This window comes from Nocardioides sp. Root1257 (genome assembly GCF_001425175.1).
Classification (GTDB): Bacteria; Actinomycetota; Actinomycetes; order Propionibacteriales; family Nocardioidaceae; genus Nocardioides.
Map to the genome: position 1 here is coordinate 17677 of NZ_LMDV01000012.1, position 19497 is coordinate 37173.

A 19497-nucleotide genomic window follows, 5' to 3' on the forward strand; every position below is an offset into this window, starting at 1 on the left:
CGACAGCGCGGGCGGACCGTCAGGACCCAGCGGGCGCTAGAACGAAGTGCGGCTGCGCTGCACCGGCGACCGACTGCGTGGTCAGCCGAACCGCGTCTCCGACCATCGGCGTCTGCGTCGGATCCTCGGCGAGCGCGACGATGCGTGCGCCCTCCGCCTCCTCGACCTCGATCAGTGCGAGGACGTACGGCGCCTCCAGCCCGTCGATCGGGACGGTGGGGCGCACCACCCGACACCAGGAGTGGACGCGTCCGCGGGGATCGATGTCGAACCACTCCCAGGCCTCGTTGCGACAGTGCACGCACCGGGCCAACGGGTACCACTCGACGACCTTGCACCGGGCACAGCGAGTCAGGCGGATGACACCATTCTCGAGCCCCTCGCGCCGCGGCTTGTAGAGGTCATCGTCGCGGGACTCAGGCATCCGTCCTCCTCAGGTACAACCCCGTGTACTGCCGCCCGGGACCCGCACCGACGAAGGCGGAGTCGACTCCCTCCACCTGCGTGCCGGCCGCGTCGTGACGGAGCTGACGGACCGCCTCGGCCACGTGAGAGGCGCCGAGCAGGTAGCCGTGTGCGAGCAGGCCGCCATGCGTGTTGGTCGGTCGTTCGCCGCCGATCTCCAGGGCACCGTCTGCGACGAGAGCTGCCGTCTGGCCGGGCTTGGTGACGCCGAGAGCCTCCAGCTGCACCACCGTCGCGACGCTGAAGCAGTCGTAGAGCTCGAGCACACCGGCCGACGCGACCGAGGCGCCGAGGGTTCGTTCGATCTCGTCGGCCACGGCCGTGGTCGCCGGGAAGGCGGGGAGGTCGCGGCTCTGGGTGTAGAACGCCTGGTCGGGGATCGACTGGACTCGATGTGCCCAGGCGGCGATCTCGACCCCGCGACGCTCCGGGCGCACGGCGCCCTCGGCCGAGACGAGGATGGCGACGGCGCCATCACTGAGCAGCGAGATGTCCGAGCGACGCAGTGGTTCTGCGAAGAACTCCTCAGCGCGGTACTCGTCGAGGCTGAGGTCGCGGCGAAGCTGTGCGTGCTCGTGTCGTAGGGCGTTGCGGCGTGCGGCGACGGCGACGCCTCCGAGAAGGTCCTCGAGCTCTGGTCTGCTGAGCCCGAAGTCGGCGGCGTACCTGGTCGCCATCGTGGCGAAGTAGAGCTGGGGCCCGCCGAATCCGACCGGGTACTCGACCTCACGCTTCGCGTCCATGGCGCCGTGGATGCCCGACGGCCCCGATCCGAAGGAGCCCCAGTCCACACCGAAGTAGGTGAGCACGTGGGTTGCGCGGCCGCTGGTGACGGCCTCGTGGGCCTGCGCGACCGCCAGCATGATTCCGGCGCCGACGGGACTGGAGAGGGCCTGGAAGCGGAGGTTCTGAATCCCGAGAGCTGGCACGAGATCGTCGATCGACAGTGCCGTCGGTGTCAGCTTGGCTTCGGTGATGACGCCGTCGACATCCGTTGCAGAGATCCCAGCGTCCTCGAGCGCGGCGTCGATCGCCGCGAAGAGATGGCTGGTGACGCGTCGACCAGACGCCCGTACGGGGTGCGACTCCCCTACTCCCGCAACTACGGCCCGGACCATCAGAACACCAGGAACGGCGCTACCGGGCTCGCCGTCGCACCCATGATGCGGAGCGGGCTCATGGTGAGCATGCCGGCGACCGCAGGGCTCCCCTTGAAGCCCGCCAGGTTCAGGAGTTCGGCGAAGTAGACCCCGTGGTCGCGCATCAGGCGTACGTGCAGTGGCACCGCGCAGTCAGGGTCGCTGGCCGGCGACATCTCCACCCCGATGTTGTCGGCGCCGATCACGGAGAGCCCCATCTCGAGGATCCAATCGATCGCATCGACGTCGAAGCCACCCCAGCCGAGCTGGTTCTGCTCCCCCTCCTCCCACGCCTCGACCCAACCAGTGCGCACGAAGAGCGCATCGCCGCGCTCAGGGGTCAGATCCGCATCCTTCAGCTTGCGTCGCAGGAGGTCGAGATCCACGGGTTCCGAGACGTCCAGCCACCGCTTGCCATCCGGCACCACGTCGACGATGAGGCCCCGAGTCAGGATCGGTCCGGCCTCCTCGATGCCCAGGCGCTTGGCCCCACGGCTGGTCACGAGGTCCGACGACAACCCGCCGTACATCTTGCCGTCCTGCCAGACGTGACACAGCGCGTCCAGGTGCGTGGTGCCATGGGTGGGGATGAGCAGGATGTCGTCGCTGAACGAGAACCCGTGCTTGGCCGTGAGCTCCGGCGCGACCGCGGCGTCGCCACCGTCGCGGACCATGAAGTGCTGTGGCGGCTGACGACGTGGGCCGACCGGACCCTTTCCGTTTCGCACGGGCAGCGCCAGGCTCACTGTCTCGAAGGTGCGAACGGTGTCCATCGCCCGCCGCATCGCGACCTCGTCGATGTTGGACAGTGCTCCGCGGCCAGACACCTCGGCCGTCACGGTGCTCGTCATGGGGACCTCATTCCGGTTGCTTCGAGTGGCGGCGGGACACCGGCAAGTCGACCGGCTTCAACGCGTCCTGGTCATCGTGACCGCCGTCGAGGCGTTTGTCAACACACATGTTGACGCTACCAGTAGTCGCGATGTACGACGTCGTCGAGAGAGCGTCTCGGCCCTGGCTTGAAGCTCGTGCCCAGGCTGTACGCCACTGGGATGAGCGCCGCCTGGGTGAACCTGTCGAAGGGGATGCCCAGGACCGAGGCGACCTCTTCCTCGTAGCGGAGGTGCATGGTCGTCCACGACGTGCCGAGGCCGCGCTCGCGCGCCGCGAGCATGAAGCTCCATGCCGCCGGAATGATGCTTCCCCAGAAGATGGCCTGCCGGTGTGCGGTCGACAGGCGCGTGCATCGGCCCTCCGCGATCGGGATGACCAAGCACGGCACGCGGTGCAGGTTGTCGGCCAGGTACGAAGCCGAGTCGAAGACGCGCCCCTGTTCTGAGCGTCGCCTGCGATCAGCGGTCTGGGGACCGACAGCCGTCGCCTGACGGGATGCGTAGTCGGCGAACGCCCTGCGGTAGACGCCGGCCACCTGGGACCGGGTCTCGGGATCCTGGACGACGACGAAGTGCCATGACTGCATGTTGCTCCCGCTGGGGGCTTGCAGAGCGATGCCGAGGCATTCGTCGATGACCGCCGGAGGAACCGGACGGTCGAGGTCGAGGCGACGCCGAACGGCCCTGGTCGTGGTCAACAGGGTGTCCGCGTCGAGCCCCAGACGACCGTTCGTCATGCCCGCTCGCGAAGGCTGTTCCGGGTGCCGCGGTAGCGGATGAGGCGACGGGAGAAGACCCAACGTTGGTCTGCCGTTCGAACGAGGTCGTCGTCGTACTCACCCGTCGCGATCGGCTGCGCGGCGTCGTCGAGAACCAGGAACGTCGCACGGCCCGAACCTGTCGATCCCGCGATCGACACGGAGAGGTTGGAGGTCACGTGGGTCCACCCCTCATGTCGCCGCGACTTCACTCGTACGAGGATGGCGTCGGCACCGGTCTCGACGTAGGAGCCCTCCACCTCGTATCGGGCGTCGTCGGCGAAACAGGTGCGCAGCGCCGCCATGTCGCCAGCGTCGATCGCGAGGGCGTAGGCGGCGTAGAGACCGGCGATCTGCTGGTCGTCAGACACTGACGCTCACCTCGTCGTCGGACACGTCGGTGCAGGTGTCAGGTGGAATCGCGCCGAGTAGCTTCAGTTCGTCCAGCTGCTCGGCATTGAGGTCGAGCACGTCGCGCAGTACCCCGACGGTGTCCTGCCCGAGGAGTGGCGAGGAACGCTGGATCTGCAGGCGTTGGCCGGCGCGTCTCCACACGAGGCCGAAAAGGGGTTGTTCGCCGAGCCACCGGTGCGGGACGAGGTCACAGACCTCGCCTGACCGGACGATCTCCTCGTATCCGACGACAGGTGCGGCGGGCACTCCGAGCGCTTGGAGCTGGTGCACAGCCTCGGTCTGGGTCAGTGCCGCGATCGAGGCAGCGACTCGGGCCTCGAGGTCGTCGCCTCCTCGACCGTTGGACGCTGCCCATTCAGCGAGCCGCGCCTCTTCGAGCTCGGAGCGCGCGGCGACACTCACCCAGCTGTCTGTCCCGCTGGTGGCGAAGGTGCCGTGCACCGCCCAGGTGCTGTGAGCGTTCGCGGGCGGGAGCACTGAGGCCCGCTCCGCTCGGAGGATCGGAACCGGCAGGATGCTCAGCAACGCCTCCACTTGGGACACGTCGATCCAGGCACCACGGCCCGTCCTCGTGCGGCGGTGCCAGGCCGCCAGAACCGCCGCGAGGCCGTGGACTGCGCCGTTCGGATCGCCGAGCGCCGGGTTGAAGGTGCCGATCAACCGCTCGGCGTTGTAGCCGATGAGCGAGTCGAGGCCAGCCAGGCCGGACATCACCACGGCATACCCGCGGATGCCGCTCAGGGGTCCCGTCTGGCCGAGCATCGACAGCGACACCATCACCAGCTCGGGATGGTCATTGGACAGCGCGGCGTAGTCGAGACCACGTTTGGCGAGCACCCCGGGCCGCATGTTCTCGACGACGATGTCGCACTCGTTGGCCAGACGGCGCACCAGGTCGGCTCCTGCGTCGGTCGTGATGTCGATCTCGATCGAGCGCTTCGACCGGTTCATCTGGTTGTGGTACGGCGTCACCTCGAGCTCCGGGCCGTCCATCGGCTTTCCGTTTCTGAACGCCCGTCCCCGCACTCGCGACGGGTCCGGCCTGGTGCGGCTCTCCACCTTTATGACCTCGGCGCCGAGGTCCGCCAACGACGCGGCCACCATCGGGCCCGACCAGACCCACGCGAGATCCAGTACGCGAACACCTTCGAGCGGCCGCGCGCCCGTGGTTCGCTCGGGGGGACCCATCGCTCGCCCGGGCGCGGTCGGTTCGGTGACGCGGTAGGGGCTGCCCGGGCTCAGGAGCGAGGGCGCAGCGTCCTGCGTTCGCTGCACGAAGAAGTCACGGAAGGCGAGCTGTTCCTGCTCGAAAACCTCAGGCATCGTCAGGACCGGTGCGACGGGAAAGCCGTGCTCCCGGCCGGCGGCGAAGACCTCGTCCCGGGTACGGTCGCGGCACCACGCGGAGACGATCGGGTCGAGCTCGTCCGCGTAGTTCCGTGCGACCACTCGTGCGTCGCGGTACTTCTCATCGTGGAGCCATTCAGCGTGACCAAGGGCCTCGACCAGACCATGCCACTCCCGCTCGGTGCGGCACATGACGGACATCCACCCGTCGGAGCACCGGAACATGGCGGCCGGGTAGGAGCCTCCCGACATCGTGGCCCGCGCGCCGTCCCTGCGCCATGGACGTTCGTAGGGCACGAAGTTCGAGGCGATCTGACCGACGTAGGCAGACAGCACGTCGGTGACGGGAATGGACCAGCTCTGCCCGGAACCGTCGCCAGTGGCCAGCGCGAGAGCTGCGGCCCCAGCGGCCTCGGCGCCGGCGAGGTAGTCCGGCACGTCGAAGGGAAGCGTCAGCGGGACGTCGTCGGCATCGCCGATCGCCCACGACATGCCTGATGCCGCTGATGCCGTGATTGAGGTGGCAGGGCGATCGTCGGCGCGGCCGGGCACGGCGACCACGTGGGTGCGCGGACCCATGGCCGCGAGCAGGCGTTCGACATCGGCGCGCACGGCTTCGTCCGGATGCCCGTTCCCGGCGCAGTCGACGATCACCAGGTCCCAATGCGCCGCGAGCGCGGCCTCGATCGTGACCGTGTCCTTGTGCTCGTGGAGGACGCTGGCGACGAGATCCAGCTCGTCCGGGGTGCAGTCGAGCAGCGGCGGCAGGTCGACCCTTGTCACGCTCGCGCCGAAGATCGTGAGCAGTCGTCCTGCGTACGCGCCGGAGGCTCGCGCCGAGATCTCGAGGACGCTGACTCCTGCCAAGAAGTCGTGGCGGTGTGTCTCGCGCGGCCACCGATGGTCAGCGGCGCCAGGCATCCTCAGTAGCTCCGGGGCAGGCCGAGGGTTCGCTCGGCGATGAAGTTCAGGACCATCTGGTTGTTCACGGGGGCGATCCGCTGGAGCCGGGACTCGATCCAGTGACGCCCGATGTGGTACTCGCGGGCGAACGAGTAGCCGCCGAAGACCTGCATGCTGGCGTCGGTCGCTCCGAACGAGGCTTCGGTGGCGAGGTACTTCGCGGCATTCGCCAGGGTGCCGACGGCGGCGGGTCCGTCCGTCTCGTAGGTCTCGACGGCCTTGTAGACGACCTGACCGGCGGCCAGCAACGCGAGGTAGCTGTGCGCCAGCGGGTGCTGCACGCCTTGGTTCTTTCCGATCGGTCGATCGAACACGACGCGCTCCGACGCGTAGCGGGCGGCGGCCTGGAGTGCCCATCGGCCGACCCCGAGGGCCTCGGCGGAAAGGTAGATCCGTTCTCCGTTGAGGCTGTGCAGCAGGTGGTAGAAACCCCTTCCCACCTCACCGACGACCTCGTCTGCGCGGACGAAGTGCTCGTGGAAGAAGACCTCCGCCGACGCGACGGCGTTGCGGCCAATCTTGGGGATGGCTCGGATCTCGATCTGCGGGGAGTCGAGGTCCGTCAGGAACAAGGTGAGTCCCGAGGCCTTCCTGTCGCCCTCCCCCGGCGTCGACGTGCGCGCGAGCAGCAGGATCTTGTCGCCGCGAAGGGCTCCGGAGTTCCAGACCTTGGTCCCCGAGACCAGGTATCCCCCGTCGGTCGGCACCGCCTTCGTCTGGATGCTGGTCGTGTCCGTCCCGGCGTCAGGCTCGGTCACACCGAAGGTGACGTAGAGATCTCCTGAAGCGACCCGCGGCAGCACGGAGCTCTTCTGCTCCTCGGTCCCGAACGCCAGCAGGGTGGGAATGCACAGCAGCGGGATGTGCACCGAGGAGCATGCGTTGATGGCGCCGCCGCTTGCGGCGAGCTCTTCGAGAACGGCTACCTGATCGCTGAGGTCTCCACCGCCCCCGCCGAACTCGTCGGGAACCGTGATGCCGAGCAGTCCGGCCGCGGCGAAGTCCCGGAAGAACTCCTCGGGGAACCGCTTCTCTGCGTCGCACTGGTCCCAGTACTCAAGGTCGTACTTGGCACAGATGCTCTGCACGAGCTGTCGAAGCTCGGGCTTGAGGCTCTGGTGTGGGAACGGAACGAAATCCACGCTGCTCTCCGTCGACTCATGGGTTGACCACGCCGCACCGGCGCCGCTCGAACGTAACTCCACCCGTCGAGTCTGTCAACAGTACTGTTGACAGCATGCTCGAGACGGCTCTAGCGTCGAGTGGACGCACCAAGGAGGTCGTCGGAACCGGACGGAGCTAGACGATGACGCGGCACATCGGCACCATCGCTGTCGGCGACATCGGGCTCGGGTGCATGGGACTGACCTTCGGCTACACCGCGACCTCGGGCGAGCCCGACGACCCCGAGCGCGTGCTTGACCACGCGTTGGACAGCGGGGTCCGACTGCTCGATACGTCCGACTTCTACGGTCCGCACACCAACGAGGAACTGGTCGGTCGCGTTCTTCGACGACGGCGCGAGGACGTCGTGATCAGCACCAAGGGCGGGCTCGTCCCCGACGAGGACTTCATGCGACCGAACGGTCGCCCGGAGCACATCCGAGCTGCGTGCGAAGGTTCGCTGAGCAGGCTCGGCGTCGACCACATCGACCTCTACCAGCTCCATCGCACCGACCCCGAGGTGCCGCTGGCAGAGACGTGGGGCGCCATGGGCGACCTCGTGACCGAAGGCAAGGCTCGGCATCTCGGGTTGTGCGAGGTGACCGTCGACCAGTGCGATGAGGCGCACCGGATCCACCCAGTCAGCTCCATCCAGAGCGAGCTCTCCATCTGGGAGCGCGGAGCGCTCGACCAGGTGCTGCCGTGGTGCCGGCAGCACGACGCCGCCTTCATCGCCTTCTCGCCTTTGGGACGAGGCTTCCTGACCGGGGCGATGAGCGCGGCAACCAGGTTCGATTCGACGGACTTCCGTTCGCGCAACCCTCGATTCACACCCGAGGCGCTCGCACAGAACCAGCGGATCGTCGACGAGATCGCTCGCATCGCGTCCGCCCATGAAGCAACACCGGCCCAGATCGCACTCGCGTGGCTCCTCACGGATCAGGACGTCCTCCCGATCCCTGGCACTACGAAGACCCATCGGATCGACGAGAACCTGGGCGCCGTCACCGTCACCTTGAGCGGTGCCGATCTCACGGCACTGGCCGAGATCGTGCCTCCGGAACAGCCGAGATATTAGGGACGCGCGCCTCACGCCTGTGGCGCTCGCGACGCTGCCGGCGGTCGGTGAGCTCAGCGGAAGATCTGCTCCAGCTGCCTGCGCCACTGGCGTTCATCGGTCCCACGCACAGCTGTTCCGTGCTCGGTCGCGACGGCGTCCACGAGCGCACCCGACACCGTGATGGCATCAAGCGCGTCCTTCAGGTTCGACGCTCCGGACGGCGACGTCGCCGGGAGCGCCACGATCACCCGGCCCCCGCGGCTGGCGTGGGCGCCTGCGGCGAAGTCGGGCGCGCCACCCCTGCCTGAGACCTGGCGCGCCCCGGCACGCTCTGCGTTCAGGTTTCCACTCGGGTCGACCGAGAGACCGCCGAGGACGACCACGAGACCGTCGTGGCACGCGAGCCAGCGCGGCGAGTGCACCACTGCGGAGGGAAGCAGCTGGACCCGGGAGTCTTCACAGGCCCAGTCAACGACCTCCGGCGGACCGACCACGGACATCGCCTGAATGGGAGCCTGGTCGTCGAGGACCCCCCGCGACGCGAGCTGCAGCGTGCTCTCGCCGACGGCTCCGGTGATCACCCGCAGACGACCGGATGGATCCAGGCTGTCGGCTACCGCCTCGGCGACCCGACCGACGCCGAGCATCAGGACCCTTGCTTCCCGTGCGAGGTCGGCGACATTGCGGGCTATCCGCTGACTGGTCTCGTCCGGTCGACCACTGAGCGGCACATAGGCAACGGGGTCCTCGACCGGGACGAGCAGGTCGGCTCGGCGTGCGACGGCCGCCCCGGTGACCCGCGGCAGACGGCTCCGCTCTTCCACGACCACCACCGTCGCACGGTCCAGGACGGCCTGAAGATAGCCGTTGATCACTCCCAGGTCGTGGCCTTCGCCAGAGCGGCAGCCGACCACGACGGCCGCGTCGACGCCCACCTCGCCGCGGGCGATCGCCTCGCAGAGCTCGAAGTAGCTCAAGGGGAGGTACTCCACCTCGAGGTCACGCAGCCCCCTCCCCGGTAAGGGGCTGACGACGGACACATGAGGCGACCGGACGACCTCGTCCGGGACTGCCGTACGACGCACCCCGAACACCAGCCGGACCGGATCGCTCGCGGTCGCCGGCCAACGACGCAGGTAGGCGACCAGGCCGTCGCTGGGCTCGTACAGGCCCTCCGCACACCACACGGTCCTCATGAAGCGATCGTATCAACAGACCTGTTGACGCCGGCTGTGAGCCGGGTAACAATGCGGACATCGAGCTAGCTCCTGGAGGAAACCGATGTCGCACGCCACCACCACCCTGCCGAACTCCCGCACAGATGAGCGGTTCACAGAGGCCGCCGGACACGCCCCGTCGTCGCTGCCGCAGCTGGTCCGGCGCAACGCGGCCGAGTTCGGCGACCGCGTCGCCTACCGGACGCCGGCGTCTCAAGGACGATGGGACTCGATGACCTGGGCACAGGTGTACGCCGTGGTGGTCGAGGCAGCTGCCGGCATCCTCGAGCTCGAGCGAAAGCTACCCGCCCGCCAGGCCGGACAGGCCGGATTCGTCGTGGGTCCCAACTCGCCCGAGCACTTCATCGCCGAGTACGCGCTCCAGGCGGTGGGCCTGACCGCCTTTCCGCTGTTCAGCGCGATCTCGACGCCCGAGATGCGCGTCACCCTTGAGTCCTACCCGGTGTCGATCGCGTTCAGCGGCTCCTCCGAGGCGACCGGACGTCTCCTGGAAGCCACTGACACGCTGTCCGTCGAGCGCATCGTCCAGTGGGGCACGGAGCCCATCGTCGAGGACCCGCGCGTCCTGACGTTCAGCGAGCTGCGCCGCATGGGGGCGGAGCTCCTGAAGCGCCGGCCCGACGCCGTGGACGAGCTCATCGACGCCGGCACGCTCGAGGACATCGCGTGCGTCATCCTCACGTCCGGGACCACCGGGGTCTCCAAGGGAGTGCTCGGATCGAACGCGTACATGCTCGACGTCGCCGCCCGCTACCGATTCGTGTACGACGCGCAGCCGTTCGCCCGGTACCTGAGCTACCTTCCGGCCGCCTTCTCGGTCGAGCAGTACAACGGCCTGACGCTCGCGGCCGCAGTGCCGCTCGACGTCGCCTTCAGCTCGTCGCCAGCAGCTGCAGACGCGGAGTTCGTCACCTCGGAGGCGACGATGAAGTACCTCGGGCCGCGGCAGTGGGAGGAGCTTCGTGCGACGCTCCCCCAGGAGCTGCTGAGCAATCCCGACGAGATCGTTCGACGGCGTGACGAGATCCGCCGAACCCTTGGGCTGGAGCACGTGACCGGATGTGTCACGGCCGGCGGCTCCCTGGGCCCCGAGGTCCTCGAGTTCTTCGCGCAGCTCGGACTGAGGATTCGCAACGTCTACGGCTTCGCCGAGGTCGGCATCATCACGTCGACCAGAGACGGCGACCCCTCCGAGAGCGTGGGGGCGCCGATCCCCAGCCTGTACGGAGCCGAGCAGACCCAGCTCCGGATCACTGAGATCGGGGAGGTCCAGGTGCTCGCAGGAGTCCGGTGCGCGGGCTACTGGGGCGACAAGAACAAGCTCGACCTTACTGACGACGGGTGGCTGCGCAGTGGTGACGCCGGCGTCATCGAGAACGGCGCACTTCACATCCTCGACCGGATCACGAACATCCAGCACCTGCCCAACGGCACGACATTCGCCCCGCAGCCCATCGAGATCGCGGCCATGAGCAGTCCCTACTTCAGCAACTTCGTGTTGATCGGAGGGCACGGCGAAGACTCACGCATCGGCGCCCTGGTGCAGCTGAACGAGGACGCCGTCCAGCGTCAGCAGTCCTCGTCCGACAACCCCTCGTCGTACCAGGAGATGGTCGTCGACCAGCGGATCGAGGCGCTCGTCGTCGCCGAGGTCCAGAAGCTCAACCAGACCCTGCCGAGCTCTCAGCGGATCGCGCTCGTCGGCGTGCTGCCTAAGCCGCTCACCGTCGACGATGGAGAGCTCACACGGAGTCTGAAGCTGCGGCGAGCAGTCGTCGTCGACCGGTACGACGAGCTCGTCGACGCGATGTATGAACGCTCCGAAGCAGGGCCAGTTGCCTTCAGTGCCTACGTCGGCCGCGACGGCGAAGGTGCCTCGCGAAACCTCGAGGGCTACGTCAACCAGATTCGTCAACACTAGCGTTGACGGAACCCGCGTCAACACATACGCTTACGACATGCAGTCATCACAGGTGGAGTCCTCCGAGCAGTCCCTCAGCACGGGGCCGGACTACGATTTCGTCATCATCGGCAGTGGCGTGTGCGGGCTCTACCAGCTCTACCGGTTGCTGCAGCTCGGCGTCCGAGTCACCGCACTCGACCTCAACGGCGACGTCGGCGGCACGTGGTTCCGCAACCGGTATCCCGGCTGTCGCTTCGACTCGGAGAGCTACACGTACGCGTACTCGTTCTCCGAGGAGCTGTTGAACGAGTGGGACTGGACCGAGCGGTTCGCCCCGCAGGGCGAGACGCTGGAGTACCTGCGGTACGTCGCGGACAAGTTCCAGCTGCGTCAGCACATCCAGTTCAACTGCAAGGTGGAGGCAGCGCACTTCGACGCGGAGCAGTCGATGTGGCGGGTTCGCACCCAGGACGGTCGAGAGATCACCACCCGCTTCCTGATGACTGCGATGGGTCTCCTGTCAGTCCCCACCACTCCACGGCTGCCGGGGCTGGAACGCTTCGCCGGTGAGGCGATCCACACGTTCTACTGGCCGTCCGAGGGCCTGGACGTGAAGGGCAAGCGCGTGGGAGTGGTCGGTACCGGCTCGACCGGCGTCCAGGTGATCTCGACCATCGCCAAGGACGTCGGCGAGCTGACCGTCTTCCAACGCGACCCCAACTGGTGCGCCCCGTTGCACAACGCTCCACTCGCCAAGGACGAGATGGAAGAGATCCGTCGCAACTACGACGCGATCTTCGAGCAGTGCTTCCGGTCGCCCAACGGGTTCATCCACCGCCCGCTCCGGGAGGTGAGCACCGACGTCTCCCGCGAGGAACGTCTCAAGCTCTGGGAGGAGCTCTACGACCAGCCGGGCTTCGGCATCTGGCTGGGCAACTACCGCGACACGATGATGGACGAGGAAGCCAACGCCGAGCTCTCGGAGTTCATCGCGGGCAAGATCCGGTCGCGGGTGCAGGACCCAGCGGTTGCGGAGGTTCTCATTCCGAAGGACCACGGGTTCGGCACCAAACGGGTACCCCTGGAGACCAAGTACTACGAGGTCTACAACCAGCCCAACGTGCGACTGATCGACGTCAACGTGGAGCCGATCACGGAGGTGACCGAGACCGGGGTCCGGATCACGACCCCCGCGGGGACCGAGGACATCGAACTCGACGTCCTGGTATTCGCCACCGGGTTCGACGCAGTGACAGGGGCCTTCGACCGCATCGACTTCGTCGGCGACCACGGAGTCCGGCTCCGGGAGAAGTGGGCCGACGGGCCGACCACCTACATGGGCGTCCAGGTCACGGACTTCCCGAACCTCCTGACCTGCGTCGGCCCGCAGTCCGGCTCGGTCGCCGCCAACTTCCCGCGCGGGATCGAGGACATCGTGGCGTGGATGACCGACTTCTGTCAGTACCTCATCGACCATGACATCGTCCGCGTGGAGCCCACCGCGGAAGCAGAGGCTCGATGGCTCGATCACGTGGCCGACATCAACTCCAAGGTCCTGATGAGCAAGACCCGCTCCTGGTTCAACGGGCACAACGTCAACCTGGACCGCGACGACCGTCCGCGACACATGATCTACACCGGAGGCGCCGTGCGGTATCGCGGCATCCTGGCCGACGAGGCAGCGGCCGGCTACCCGAACTTCGCCATGACCTCGGCGAAGGAGCTCACCGCGACACCCCAAGCCACCAGCGTGTAGGTCAGAGAGACGGACAAGCGTCGCGACTCCCGGCCATTCGTACGCGAGTCAGGTGACAGGGAGACCCGATGACATCATCAGCGCCCACGGACACGTTCCGCCGGATCGCCCTCCGCAGGCATCCCGTCGGCGAACCGACGCCGGAGGACTTCGTCGTCCTGTCGGAGCCGCGGCCGACACCAGGGCCCGGAGAGCTGCTCGTCCGAACGCTGCACGTCGGGATCTCCCCCGCGGCACGAATCCGGATGAGCTCTCGCGAGTCGTACGCCGCACCGCTGGAGCTCGGCGAGACGATCTACGCACCCACTGTCGGAGTCGTTGCCGAGTCGCGCGACCCGGCAGTGCCAGCCGGCACGATCGTCACCTCACCCGGCGGCTGGAGTGAGCTCTCGGTGGCGCGCAGTGACGCCGTTGACGTCTTCGACCCGAGACTGGGACCGGCCTCGAGCGCGCTGGGGATCTACGGGACGAGCGGTTTCACCGCCTGGGCAGGGCTACGACAGTTCGGCTCGATCAAGCCAGGTTCGACCCTGGTGGTCTCGGCCGCTGCCGGAGCGGTCGGGTCACTGGTCGCGCAGATCGGCCGCTTGCGCGGCTGTCGCGTGGTCGGCATAGCCGGCGGCCAGGAGAAGTGCCGACTGGTCGAGGAGGAGTACGGCGCCACCGCGTGCGTGGACCATCGCTCGAGCAGCATGGCCACCGACCTCGCGACAGCATGCCCGGCCGGCATCGACCTCTACTTCGACAACGTCGGGGGCAAGGTCCGCGACGCCGTCTGGTCGGCGCTCACTCCCGGCGGCACGGTCGTCGTGTGCGGGCTCATCAGTGAGTACAACCAGGACTCCCCGGAGCCCGGCCCGCCCTGGTTCCGGCTGTTGAGCCAACGCCTGACCGTCAAGGGTTTCCTGGTGCGCGACCACCACGGGCTGCGCGCGGAGTTCCTCGCCGAGATGAGCGCGTGGGTGGACGCCGGTCTGATCACGTACCGCGAGGAGTTTCACGACGGGATCGAGAGCGCCCCCCGCGCGTTCATCGAGATGCTGCGTGGCCACAACCGGGGCAAGACCATCGTCAGGCTGGCGGACGACCCCCGCTGACTCGTGGTTCCGCGGGAGTCCTCAGTCGAAGACCAGCCCACCGTCGACATTCCAGGCCTGGCCGGTGACGCTGGCCCCGGTGTCGCCAGCGAGAAAGCAGACCAGGTCAGCGATGTCGATCGGCGGCGCAGCGCGCTTCAACGGGACCTGGGCCAAGAAGGACTGCCGCTCCTCCTCATCGGTCGAGCCTCTGCGCGCCGCGAATCCCTCCATGCCCTCCGCGAGGAACCCCGTGTCGACGGGGCCAGGACAGATGCAGTTCACGCGGATCCGGAAGGGCGCCAGCGCGTGGGAGAGGACCCGGGAGATCGAGATGACGGCCGCCTTCGCCCCCGCATAGGCCGGCGACGACGTGCCACGGAACCCCTTGCCCGACACGGACGAGATCGTCACGACCGCGCCACCACCCCCGCGCGCCATGAGAGGGACGATCTTCTGCGTGAGGAAGAAGACGGCTCGCGCGTCGACGTCCATGATGACCTCCCAGTCGTCCAGGGTGACTTCGTCCCACGACTTCCACCGAGTCACGCCGGCGACGTTGGCCAGGATGTCGAGCCCGCCCAGCTGGTTGTCCATCCACGCAACGAGATCCTCGAACGCGTCGACCTCTCGGAGGTCACAGACATAGGAGACGATCGACCCTGGGGTGCCAGCGGCCTCCGAGACAAGCAGGTCGAGGGGCTCCGGCTGCAGGTCGAGAGCGACGACCTGGGCACCGCGCCGCGCCATCTCGAGGGCGACCTCGCGACCGATCCCGGCGGCCGCTCCGGTCACCAGCGCCCGACGTCCCGCGAGCGAGATCCTCTGCAGGTCGGTCGTCATCGTGGGATCCATCCCAGGTACCTCCGTGTGTCACGCCGATCAAGCGATGTCCGAGGTCGGCAGGTGGAACATCGGAGCCGACCCCCAACGCTATCAACACTTCTGTTGCACGGGAACGGAACGCGCCGTAGATTGTCAACCTCACCGTTGATTTCGGCTCATGGTGAGATCGTTGACTCTGGATTGCGTGTGCGATCCGCTCTCCCCAACCACCGGAAGGACGGGTCCCGTGGCAAGTGACATCAGCCGCCGACGGAAGGCCGCTGCGCAGGAGCAGGGTCCTCTCTACATGGAGCGGCGTGGGCGCCTCATGGGCGCGGCCGCTGACATCTTTCGCGAGCAGGGCCTCGACGGCGCCTCGCTGAACGACATCGCGAAGCGAGCCGGCCTGGATCGCGCGACTCTCTACTACTACATCGAGTCGAAAGAGGATCTCTACCGGGCCGTGGTCGAGGACGTCGTCCACGACAACGTGAACGCGGTCGAGAAGGTCCGCAACGGCGAAGGAAGCGGTGCGGACAAGCTGTCCCAGGCCATCCATCTCCTCATGGACAGCTACGAGAAGAACTACCCGCACCTGTTTCTCTTCGTGGCCGAGGACTTCGGTCGCCGGGGCCAGGTGCGGCGGCAGGGCCGCAAGCCCGCAGCCGCCGCAGCCGTCGAGGACTGGCGCACGCAGCTTGTCGGCCTCGGCGACGCCTACTACTCCGCGCTCAAGAGTGTCGTCGCGGAGGGCTTGGCCGATGGCTCGCTCTCATCGCAGCTCTCCCCCGGGCTGGTCGCCCACGGTGTCATCGGGATGGTGAGCTGGAGCCACCGATGGTTCAAGCCTGAGGGTCGTGCCTCCGCGGAGGAGATCGCGGACGGCTTCACCGCAATGGTCCTCGACGGCATCGGCGTCCGGCGAGGCTGAGCCTCGCCGGAGGCCGTCGTCCTCCGCGGTTACCCGAGGCCTGCGTATCGAGGCAGCCACATGACGATGTCCGGGAACGCGAAGAGCACCGCCGTGAAGGAAAGATCGAGGATCACGAACGGGACCAACGAGCGGAGCACCTTCTCGGCCGGGATTCCGGTGATCCCGGAGATGATGAACGCATTGATCCCGACGGGCGGGGTGATCAGTCCGACCTCGATGACCTTGATCACCAGGATTCCGAACCAGACGCCATCGAAGCCGAGTCCGGTGGCCACGGGCGCCATGATCGGAACGGTGAGTAGCAGGATGGACAGCCCGTCCAGGATTGCCCCGAGCGGGATCAGGATCAGCAGCATCAGGATGATCACGACGGTCGGCGGAACCGGAAGGTCAGCGGCCCACTCGACCATCGTGACTGGGAGCCGGGAGTAGGCGAGTGCCGTCGCGAAGATCGTTCCTCCGATGATCAGGAGGAAGATCATGCTGGTGACGGACACCGTCTCCCGTACGGACTTCCAGAGGAGCGGGAGCAGCTTCGAGGGTCGACCGCGCTCGATGGCGACAGCCATGATCAGGGCAACGAAGGCGCCGATCGCGGCGGCCTCGATCGCAGTGAAGATCCCGGAGTAGAGCCCTCCGACGACGATCGCGAACAGGATGCCGGCGTACACCAACGACATCAGGTCGTAGACCAGACCCCCACCGGAGGTCGCGGCAGCGCCCGCTCCTCCCTGGGAGCTCGCCGGAGGAAGCGACGGGGTCTCGGGAGTCGGGAGCGTTCCTCGGCTGGTGACTGACGTCGCGCTCGAAACGCCCGCCGTGGCCAGGGCTGGCGACGCCTCCGAGACCGTCTCGCGCGGCACGCGTCGACCGAACTCGGTGCTGCCGGCCGGACTCACGACCGCTCGGGTGATGACATAGCCAGTCAGAACGACCGCAGCGAGAATGCCAGGGACGACTCCAGCGAGGATCATCGCGCCGACGCTCTCGCCGGCGATGAACCCGTAGATGACGACCGTGATGCTCGGCGGGATCAGGACGGCGAAGGTGCCCGCCGCGGCGACGACTGCCGCCGAGTAGTTGCGCGAGTAGCCGTTGCGCGACATCTCGGTAACAGAGAGTCGACCGAACGTCGCGACGTCAGCCGCGCTCGAGCCCGAGATGCCGCTGAAGATCGAGGTGGCGAGGACAGCGGAGGCAGCCAGACCGCCCGGCAGTCGATGCACGATCCGGTTGACCGCAGAGTAGATCCTGGTCCCGATCCCTGCGTTGGCGATCAGGCTGCCGAGCAGGATGTACATGGGAATGACGAACAGCGCGTACTTCGACGAGGCCGAGTACGGAATGGTCGAGATGGCACTGTTGGCGATGTCCGAACCGAGGATCAGCGTGATCCCGACGGTTCCAGCGATGGAGATCGCGACGGCGATCTGCATCTCGATGACGATCAGCACGAGGAACAGCCCGACGGACAAGGCGATGGCGAGTTCAGGATTCATCGAGCGCCCTCATTTCGGTCTTGCGGTAGGTGATGGTCACGGCAGTCCCTCGAACTCCTCGTCGCGCGCGGGTGCACCGCGCTTCAGGTCGTCGAGGTGGAGGATGACGCGGCAGATCATGACGGCGCAGAGCGCGAACAGGCCGGCGGCGATGGAGAACTTGGCCGGCCAGACGGGCACCTCGACCACGCCGATCTTGAGCTCGTGGATGTCGAGCGCCAGTCGTGCCTCGGTGAGTGCCTTGAAGGCAAGCCACGCGACGAAGACCGCTGCAATGGCCTGCGCCAACGCACGGACCCCGTGCGCCCACTTGTCCGGAAGTCGATTCGTCACCAGCGGGGTACGGATGTTCGCCTTGCTGACCTCGGCTGGGGCCAGGCCCGCGAAAACCATGATGACGAGGAGGACCTCCGTCCACTCGATGGTCCCGGTGATGCCGCGCGAACCCCATTGCCGCATGCCCACGTCGAAGACACTCAGCAGCATCAGGAAGACGACGAGCGCGCCGGACACGATGACGCCGATCAGGTCGAGCACACGCATGATGCGCCGCGCCGAGGTCTGGAGGACGTCTGGCTTGGCCTGACGGCCTGCGTCCGTCGACGTGTTCACGATCGGGTCCTGAGTTGACTGCTGCACAGTCGGCTCCTTGATGTGTGGCGGAGGGGGCGAAGGGGGCCGGGTGCTCTTCACACCCGGCACCCCCGGCTCATCCCTCCATGCAGCGGGTGAGACCACTCACGTAGTCGTTGCTGGCGGACAGGTCGGCGATTGACGCCTTGTAGTCGGTGAGGAACGAGTCCGCGGCGTCCTTCTCGACGCCCGCCTTCTCGGCAGCAGCCGCCCAGTCGCCCTCGAAGGAGTCGTAGCCCGACATTTCCTTCCATTCGTCGACGACGCTCTGGTCGACCTTGCTGAGCGTGCCGCCCGCTTCCTTCAGACGGTCGCACGTCTTGTCCTCGAGGCCGACGAAGGCGTCGAGGTTCTCCGGGGTTGCCGCGTCGGCAAGCTTGGTGACCTCGTCCTGGGTCTCCGGCGACATCTTGTCCCACGCCTTGGTGGAGAGGCCGACGAAGCAGGAGACGAACTGGCCGGCACCGAGGTCGTCGAACTGCTTGGCAACTTCGGTCAAGGAGACATCAAGGGCGTTGTCCGTCGTGGAAGGGAACACCGCGTCGATCGTGCCGCGCGACATCGCTTCGTAGACCTCGGCGTACGAGAGGAACACCGGCTCGCCGCCGGCATTCTCGATCATCTCGGCGGGGAACGAGTAGGAGCGCGCCCGCATGCCCTTGAACTGGTCGACGGAGGTGAGCGGTTCCTTCCCGACCATGACCGCGTTCTGGATCGGCACGAAGAAGAGCGGCTTGACGCCCTGCTTCTCGAACTCCGCGGCGAAGGCGTCGTTCTCCTTCGACATCTTGTCCAGGGCTCCGACGACGGCTTCGGCGTTATCAGTCAGCCAGGGCAGGCCGGTGATCTGGTAGAGCGGCAGCTGCTCGGGGAAGTACGAGGCGCAGACATATCCCATGTCCACGCGGCCGTCCTGCATGCCCTTGAGCATGTCCGTCGCCGGGAGGAGCGAGTCCGAGTAGTACGGGTTCACCTCGACCGCTCCGTCAGTGGCGTCGGCCAGCTTGTCCGAGAAGCTCGTCCGCATGCCCTCGACGGCAGCGGTCTTCGGAAGCGGGGTCGTGTAGTTCAGCTTGATCTCGGTGAAACCGCTGGCGTTCGTCTGCTCGGAGCCAGAGCCGCAGGCCGCCAGAAGCGTGACGGCGAGAGCGCCGACGGCGGCCGTGGCAGCGAGTTTCCAACTTCTGCGAAGCATCGCAATCCCTTTCAGAAAGGCCGGAGGACGTCCCTCGGGCGACTCACTCCGGGTCCCCGGGACTACGCGGTGTGAGGCTGACCACAGCAACTCTGAGGCATGGCTCCGCGCCTGTCAACAGTCTAGTTGACGGAAATAACACTTACGTTGACGCGCGGCGGCGCTCACCGGCGCAACCGGCCACAAATGGGCTAGCCGCGAGCCCGCGCGGGCGCAGGCGGACGTTGGTCCGGAT

Annotated in this window: 17 protein-coding genes; 5 read left to right on the forward strand and 12 right to left on the reverse strand. The window is 67.1% G+C overall.

Annotated features, from left to right (window positions below; genetic code table 11):
* Nucleotides 1–19: 19 nt before the first annotated feature.
* The 7 genes from ASC77_RS21700 to ASC77_RS21730 all read right to left on the reverse strand — a co-directional run bounded on the left by ASC77_RS21700 (nt 20) and on the right by ASC77_RS21730 (nt 7184).
* Nucleotides 20–424, reverse strand: a complete 405-nt coding sequence (locus ASC77_RS21700; RefSeq protein ID WP_056157865.1) for a Zn-ribbon domain-containing OB-fold protein — start codon at nt 422–424, stop codon at nt 20–22.
* Nucleotides 417–1394: a thiolase family protein gene (locus ASC77_RS21705; RefSeq protein WP_200945095.1), complete on the reverse strand. Its 978-nt coding sequence runs from the start codon at nt 1392–1394 to the stop codon at nt 417–419. Before ASC77_RS21705 ends, ASC77_RS21700 begins: the two co-directional genes overlap by 8 nt.
* A gap of 188 nt (nt 1395–1582) precedes the next feature.
* On the reverse strand, nt 1583–2455 hold the full coding sequence (locus tag ASC77_RS21710) for a cyclase family protein (protein ID WP_156391235.1): 873 nt from the start codon (nt 2453–2455) through the stop codon (nt 1583–1585).
* Nucleotides 2456–2571: 116 nt separating this feature from the next.
* Nucleotides 2572–3234, reverse strand: coding sequence for a nitroreductase family protein (locus ASC77_RS21715; RefSeq protein WP_056157871.1), 663 nt, complete (start codon nt 3232–3234; stop codon nt 2572–2574).
* Complete coding sequence (locus ASC77_RS21720; protein WP_056157874.1) at nt 3231–3626, reverse strand: nuclear transport factor 2 family protein; 396 nt, start codon at nt 3624–3626, stop codon at nt 3231–3233. The genes ASC77_RS21715 and ASC77_RS21720 overlap by 4 nt, the downstream gene beginning before the upstream one ends.
* On the reverse strand, nt 3619–5937 hold the full coding sequence (locus tag ASC77_RS21725; RefSeq protein WP_056157877.1) for a CaiB/BaiF CoA-transferase family protein: 2319 nt from the start codon (nt 5935–5937) through the stop codon (nt 3619–3621). Before ASC77_RS21725 ends, ASC77_RS21720 begins: the two co-directional genes overlap by 8 nt.
* Nucleotides 5938–5939: 2 nt before the next feature.
* Nucleotides 5940–7184 (reverse strand): acyl-CoA dehydrogenase family protein, encoded by a 1245-nt coding sequence (locus tag ASC77_RS21730; protein WP_200945097.1) that lies wholly within the window; start codon nt 7182–7184, stop codon nt 5940–5942.
* 101 nt (nt 7185–7285) lie between these two features.
* Between ASC77_RS21730 and ASC77_RS21735 the strand changes: the two genes are divergently transcribed.
* On the forward strand, nt 7286–8221 hold the full coding sequence (locus ASC77_RS21735) for an aldo/keto reductase (RefSeq protein ID WP_056157883.1): 936 nt from the start codon (nt 7286–7288) through the stop codon (nt 8219–8221).
* Nucleotides 8222–8274: 53 nt separating this feature from the next.
* Here ASC77_RS21735 and ASC77_RS21740 read toward each other — a convergent pair whose 3' ends face one another.
* Nucleotides 8275–9180 carry an acetyl-CoA hydrolase/transferase C-terminal domain-containing protein gene (locus ASC77_RS21740; RefSeq protein ID WP_162249846.1) on the reverse strand — a complete coding sequence of 302 codons (906 nt, stop codon included), beginning with the start codon at nt 9178–9180 and terminating at the stop codon, nt 8275–8277.
* Nucleotides 9181–9484: 304 nt separating this feature from the next.
* Between ASC77_RS21740 and ASC77_RS21745 the strand changes: the two genes are divergently transcribed.
* The 3 genes from ASC77_RS21745 (at nt 9485) to ASC77_RS21755 (ending at nt 14197) form a co-directional block, all read left to right on the forward strand.
* Nucleotides 9485–11362: an AMP-binding protein gene (locus tag ASC77_RS21745; protein ID WP_056157888.1), complete on the forward strand. Its 1878-nt coding sequence runs from the start codon at nt 9485–9487 to the stop codon at nt 11360–11362.
* Between the two features lie 37 nt (nt 11363–11399).
* Entirely contained in the window at nt 11400–13100 is a 1701-nt protein-coding gene (locus tag ASC77_RS21750) for a flavin-containing monooxygenase (RefSeq protein ID WP_082575177.1), read from the forward strand.
* 68 nt (nt 13101–13168) lie between these two features.
* Entirely contained in the window at nt 13169–14197 is a 1029-nt protein-coding gene (locus tag ASC77_RS21755) for an NADP-dependent oxidoreductase (protein ID WP_082575179.1), read from the forward strand.
* 21 nt (nt 14198–14218) lie between these two features.
* Here the strand turns inward: ASC77_RS21755 and ASC77_RS21760 are convergent, their stop codons facing one another.
* Nucleotides 14219–15019 (reverse strand): SDR family NAD(P)-dependent oxidoreductase, encoded by an 801-nt coding sequence (locus ASC77_RS21760; RefSeq protein ID WP_056157895.1) that lies wholly within the window; start codon nt 15017–15019, stop codon nt 14219–14221.
* 310 nt (nt 15020–15329) lie between these two features.
* Between ASC77_RS21760 and ASC77_RS21765 the strand changes: the two genes are divergently transcribed.
* Nucleotides 15330–15932 (forward strand): TetR/AcrR family transcriptional regulator, encoded by a 603-nt coding sequence (locus tag ASC77_RS21765; RefSeq protein ID WP_056157898.1) that lies wholly within the window; start codon nt 15330–15332, stop codon nt 15930–15932.
* 29 nt (nt 15933–15961) lie between these two features.
* Here ASC77_RS21765 and ASC77_RS21770 read toward each other — a convergent pair whose 3' ends face one another.
* From ASC77_RS21770 to dctP, 3 genes are read right to left on the reverse strand one after another with little or no spacing between them, the layout of a single operon-like run.
* Nucleotides 15962–17434 carry a TRAP transporter large permease gene (locus ASC77_RS21770; RefSeq protein WP_082575183.1) on the reverse strand — a complete coding sequence of 491 codons (1473 nt, stop codon included), beginning with the start codon at nt 17432–17434 and terminating at the stop codon, nt 15962–15964.
* Nucleotides 17435–17470: 36 nt separating this feature from the next.
* Nucleotides 17471–18127 carry a TRAP transporter small permease gene (locus ASC77_RS21775; protein ID WP_156391236.1) on the reverse strand — a complete coding sequence of 219 codons (657 nt, stop codon included), beginning with the start codon at nt 18125–18127 and terminating at the stop codon, nt 17471–17473.
* A 16-nt stretch (nt 18128–18143) separates the two neighbouring features.
* Entirely contained in the window at nt 18144–19352 is a 1209-nt protein-coding gene (gene dctP / locus ASC77_RS21780) for a TRAP transporter substrate-binding protein DctP (protein WP_156391237.1), read from the reverse strand.
* Between the last annotated feature and the right edge of the window lie 145 nt (nt 19353–19497).

What these genes read in the sequence shown, in the direction of transcription:
- ASC77_RS21745 (WP_056157888.1), top strand. Translation starts at nt 9,485, where the DNA reads ATGTCGCACGCCACCACCACCCTGCCGAACTCCCGCACAGATGAGCGG.
- ASC77_RS21715 (WP_056157871.1), bottom strand. Translation starts at nt 3,234, where the DNA reads ATGACGAACGGTCGTCTGGGGCTCGACGCGGACACCCTGTTGACCACG.
- ASC77_RS21750 (WP_082575177.1), top strand. Translation starts at nt 11,400, where the DNA reads ATGCAGTCATCACAGGTGGAGTCCTCCGAGCAGTCCCTCAGCACGGGG.
- ASC77_RS21770 (WP_082575183.1), bottom strand. Translation starts at nt 17,434, where the DNA reads ATGAATCCTGAACTCGCCATCGCCTTGTCCGTCGGGCTGTTCCTCGTG.
- ASC77_RS21765 (WP_056157898.1), top strand. Translation starts at nt 15,330, where the DNA reads ATGGGCGCGGCCGCTGACATCTTTCGCGAGCAGGGCCTCGACGGCGCC.
- ASC77_RS21755 (WP_082575179.1), top strand. Translation starts at nt 13,169, where the DNA reads ATGACATCATCAGCGCCCACGGACACGTTCCGCCGGATCGCCCTCCGC.
- ASC77_RS21760 (WP_056157895.1), bottom strand. Translation starts at nt 15,019, where the DNA reads ATGACGACCGACCTGCAGAGGATCTCGCTCGCGGGACGTCGGGCGCTG.
- ASC77_RS21700 (WP_056157865.1), bottom strand. Translation starts at nt 424, where the DNA reads ATGCCTGAGTCCCGCGACGATGACCTCTACAAGCCGCGGCGCGAGGGG.
- ASC77_RS21735 (WP_056157883.1), top strand. Translation starts at nt 7,286, where the DNA reads ATGACGCGGCACATCGGCACCATCGCTGTCGGCGACATCGGGCTCGGG.
- ASC77_RS21710 (WP_156391235.1), bottom strand. Translation starts at nt 2,455, where the DNA reads ATGACGAGCACCGTGACGGCCGAGGTGTCTGGCCGCGGAGCACTGTCC.
- ASC77_RS21725 (WP_056157877.1), bottom strand. Translation starts at nt 5,937, where the DNA reads ATGCCTGGCGCCGCTGACCATCGGTGGCCGCGCGAGACACACCGCCAC.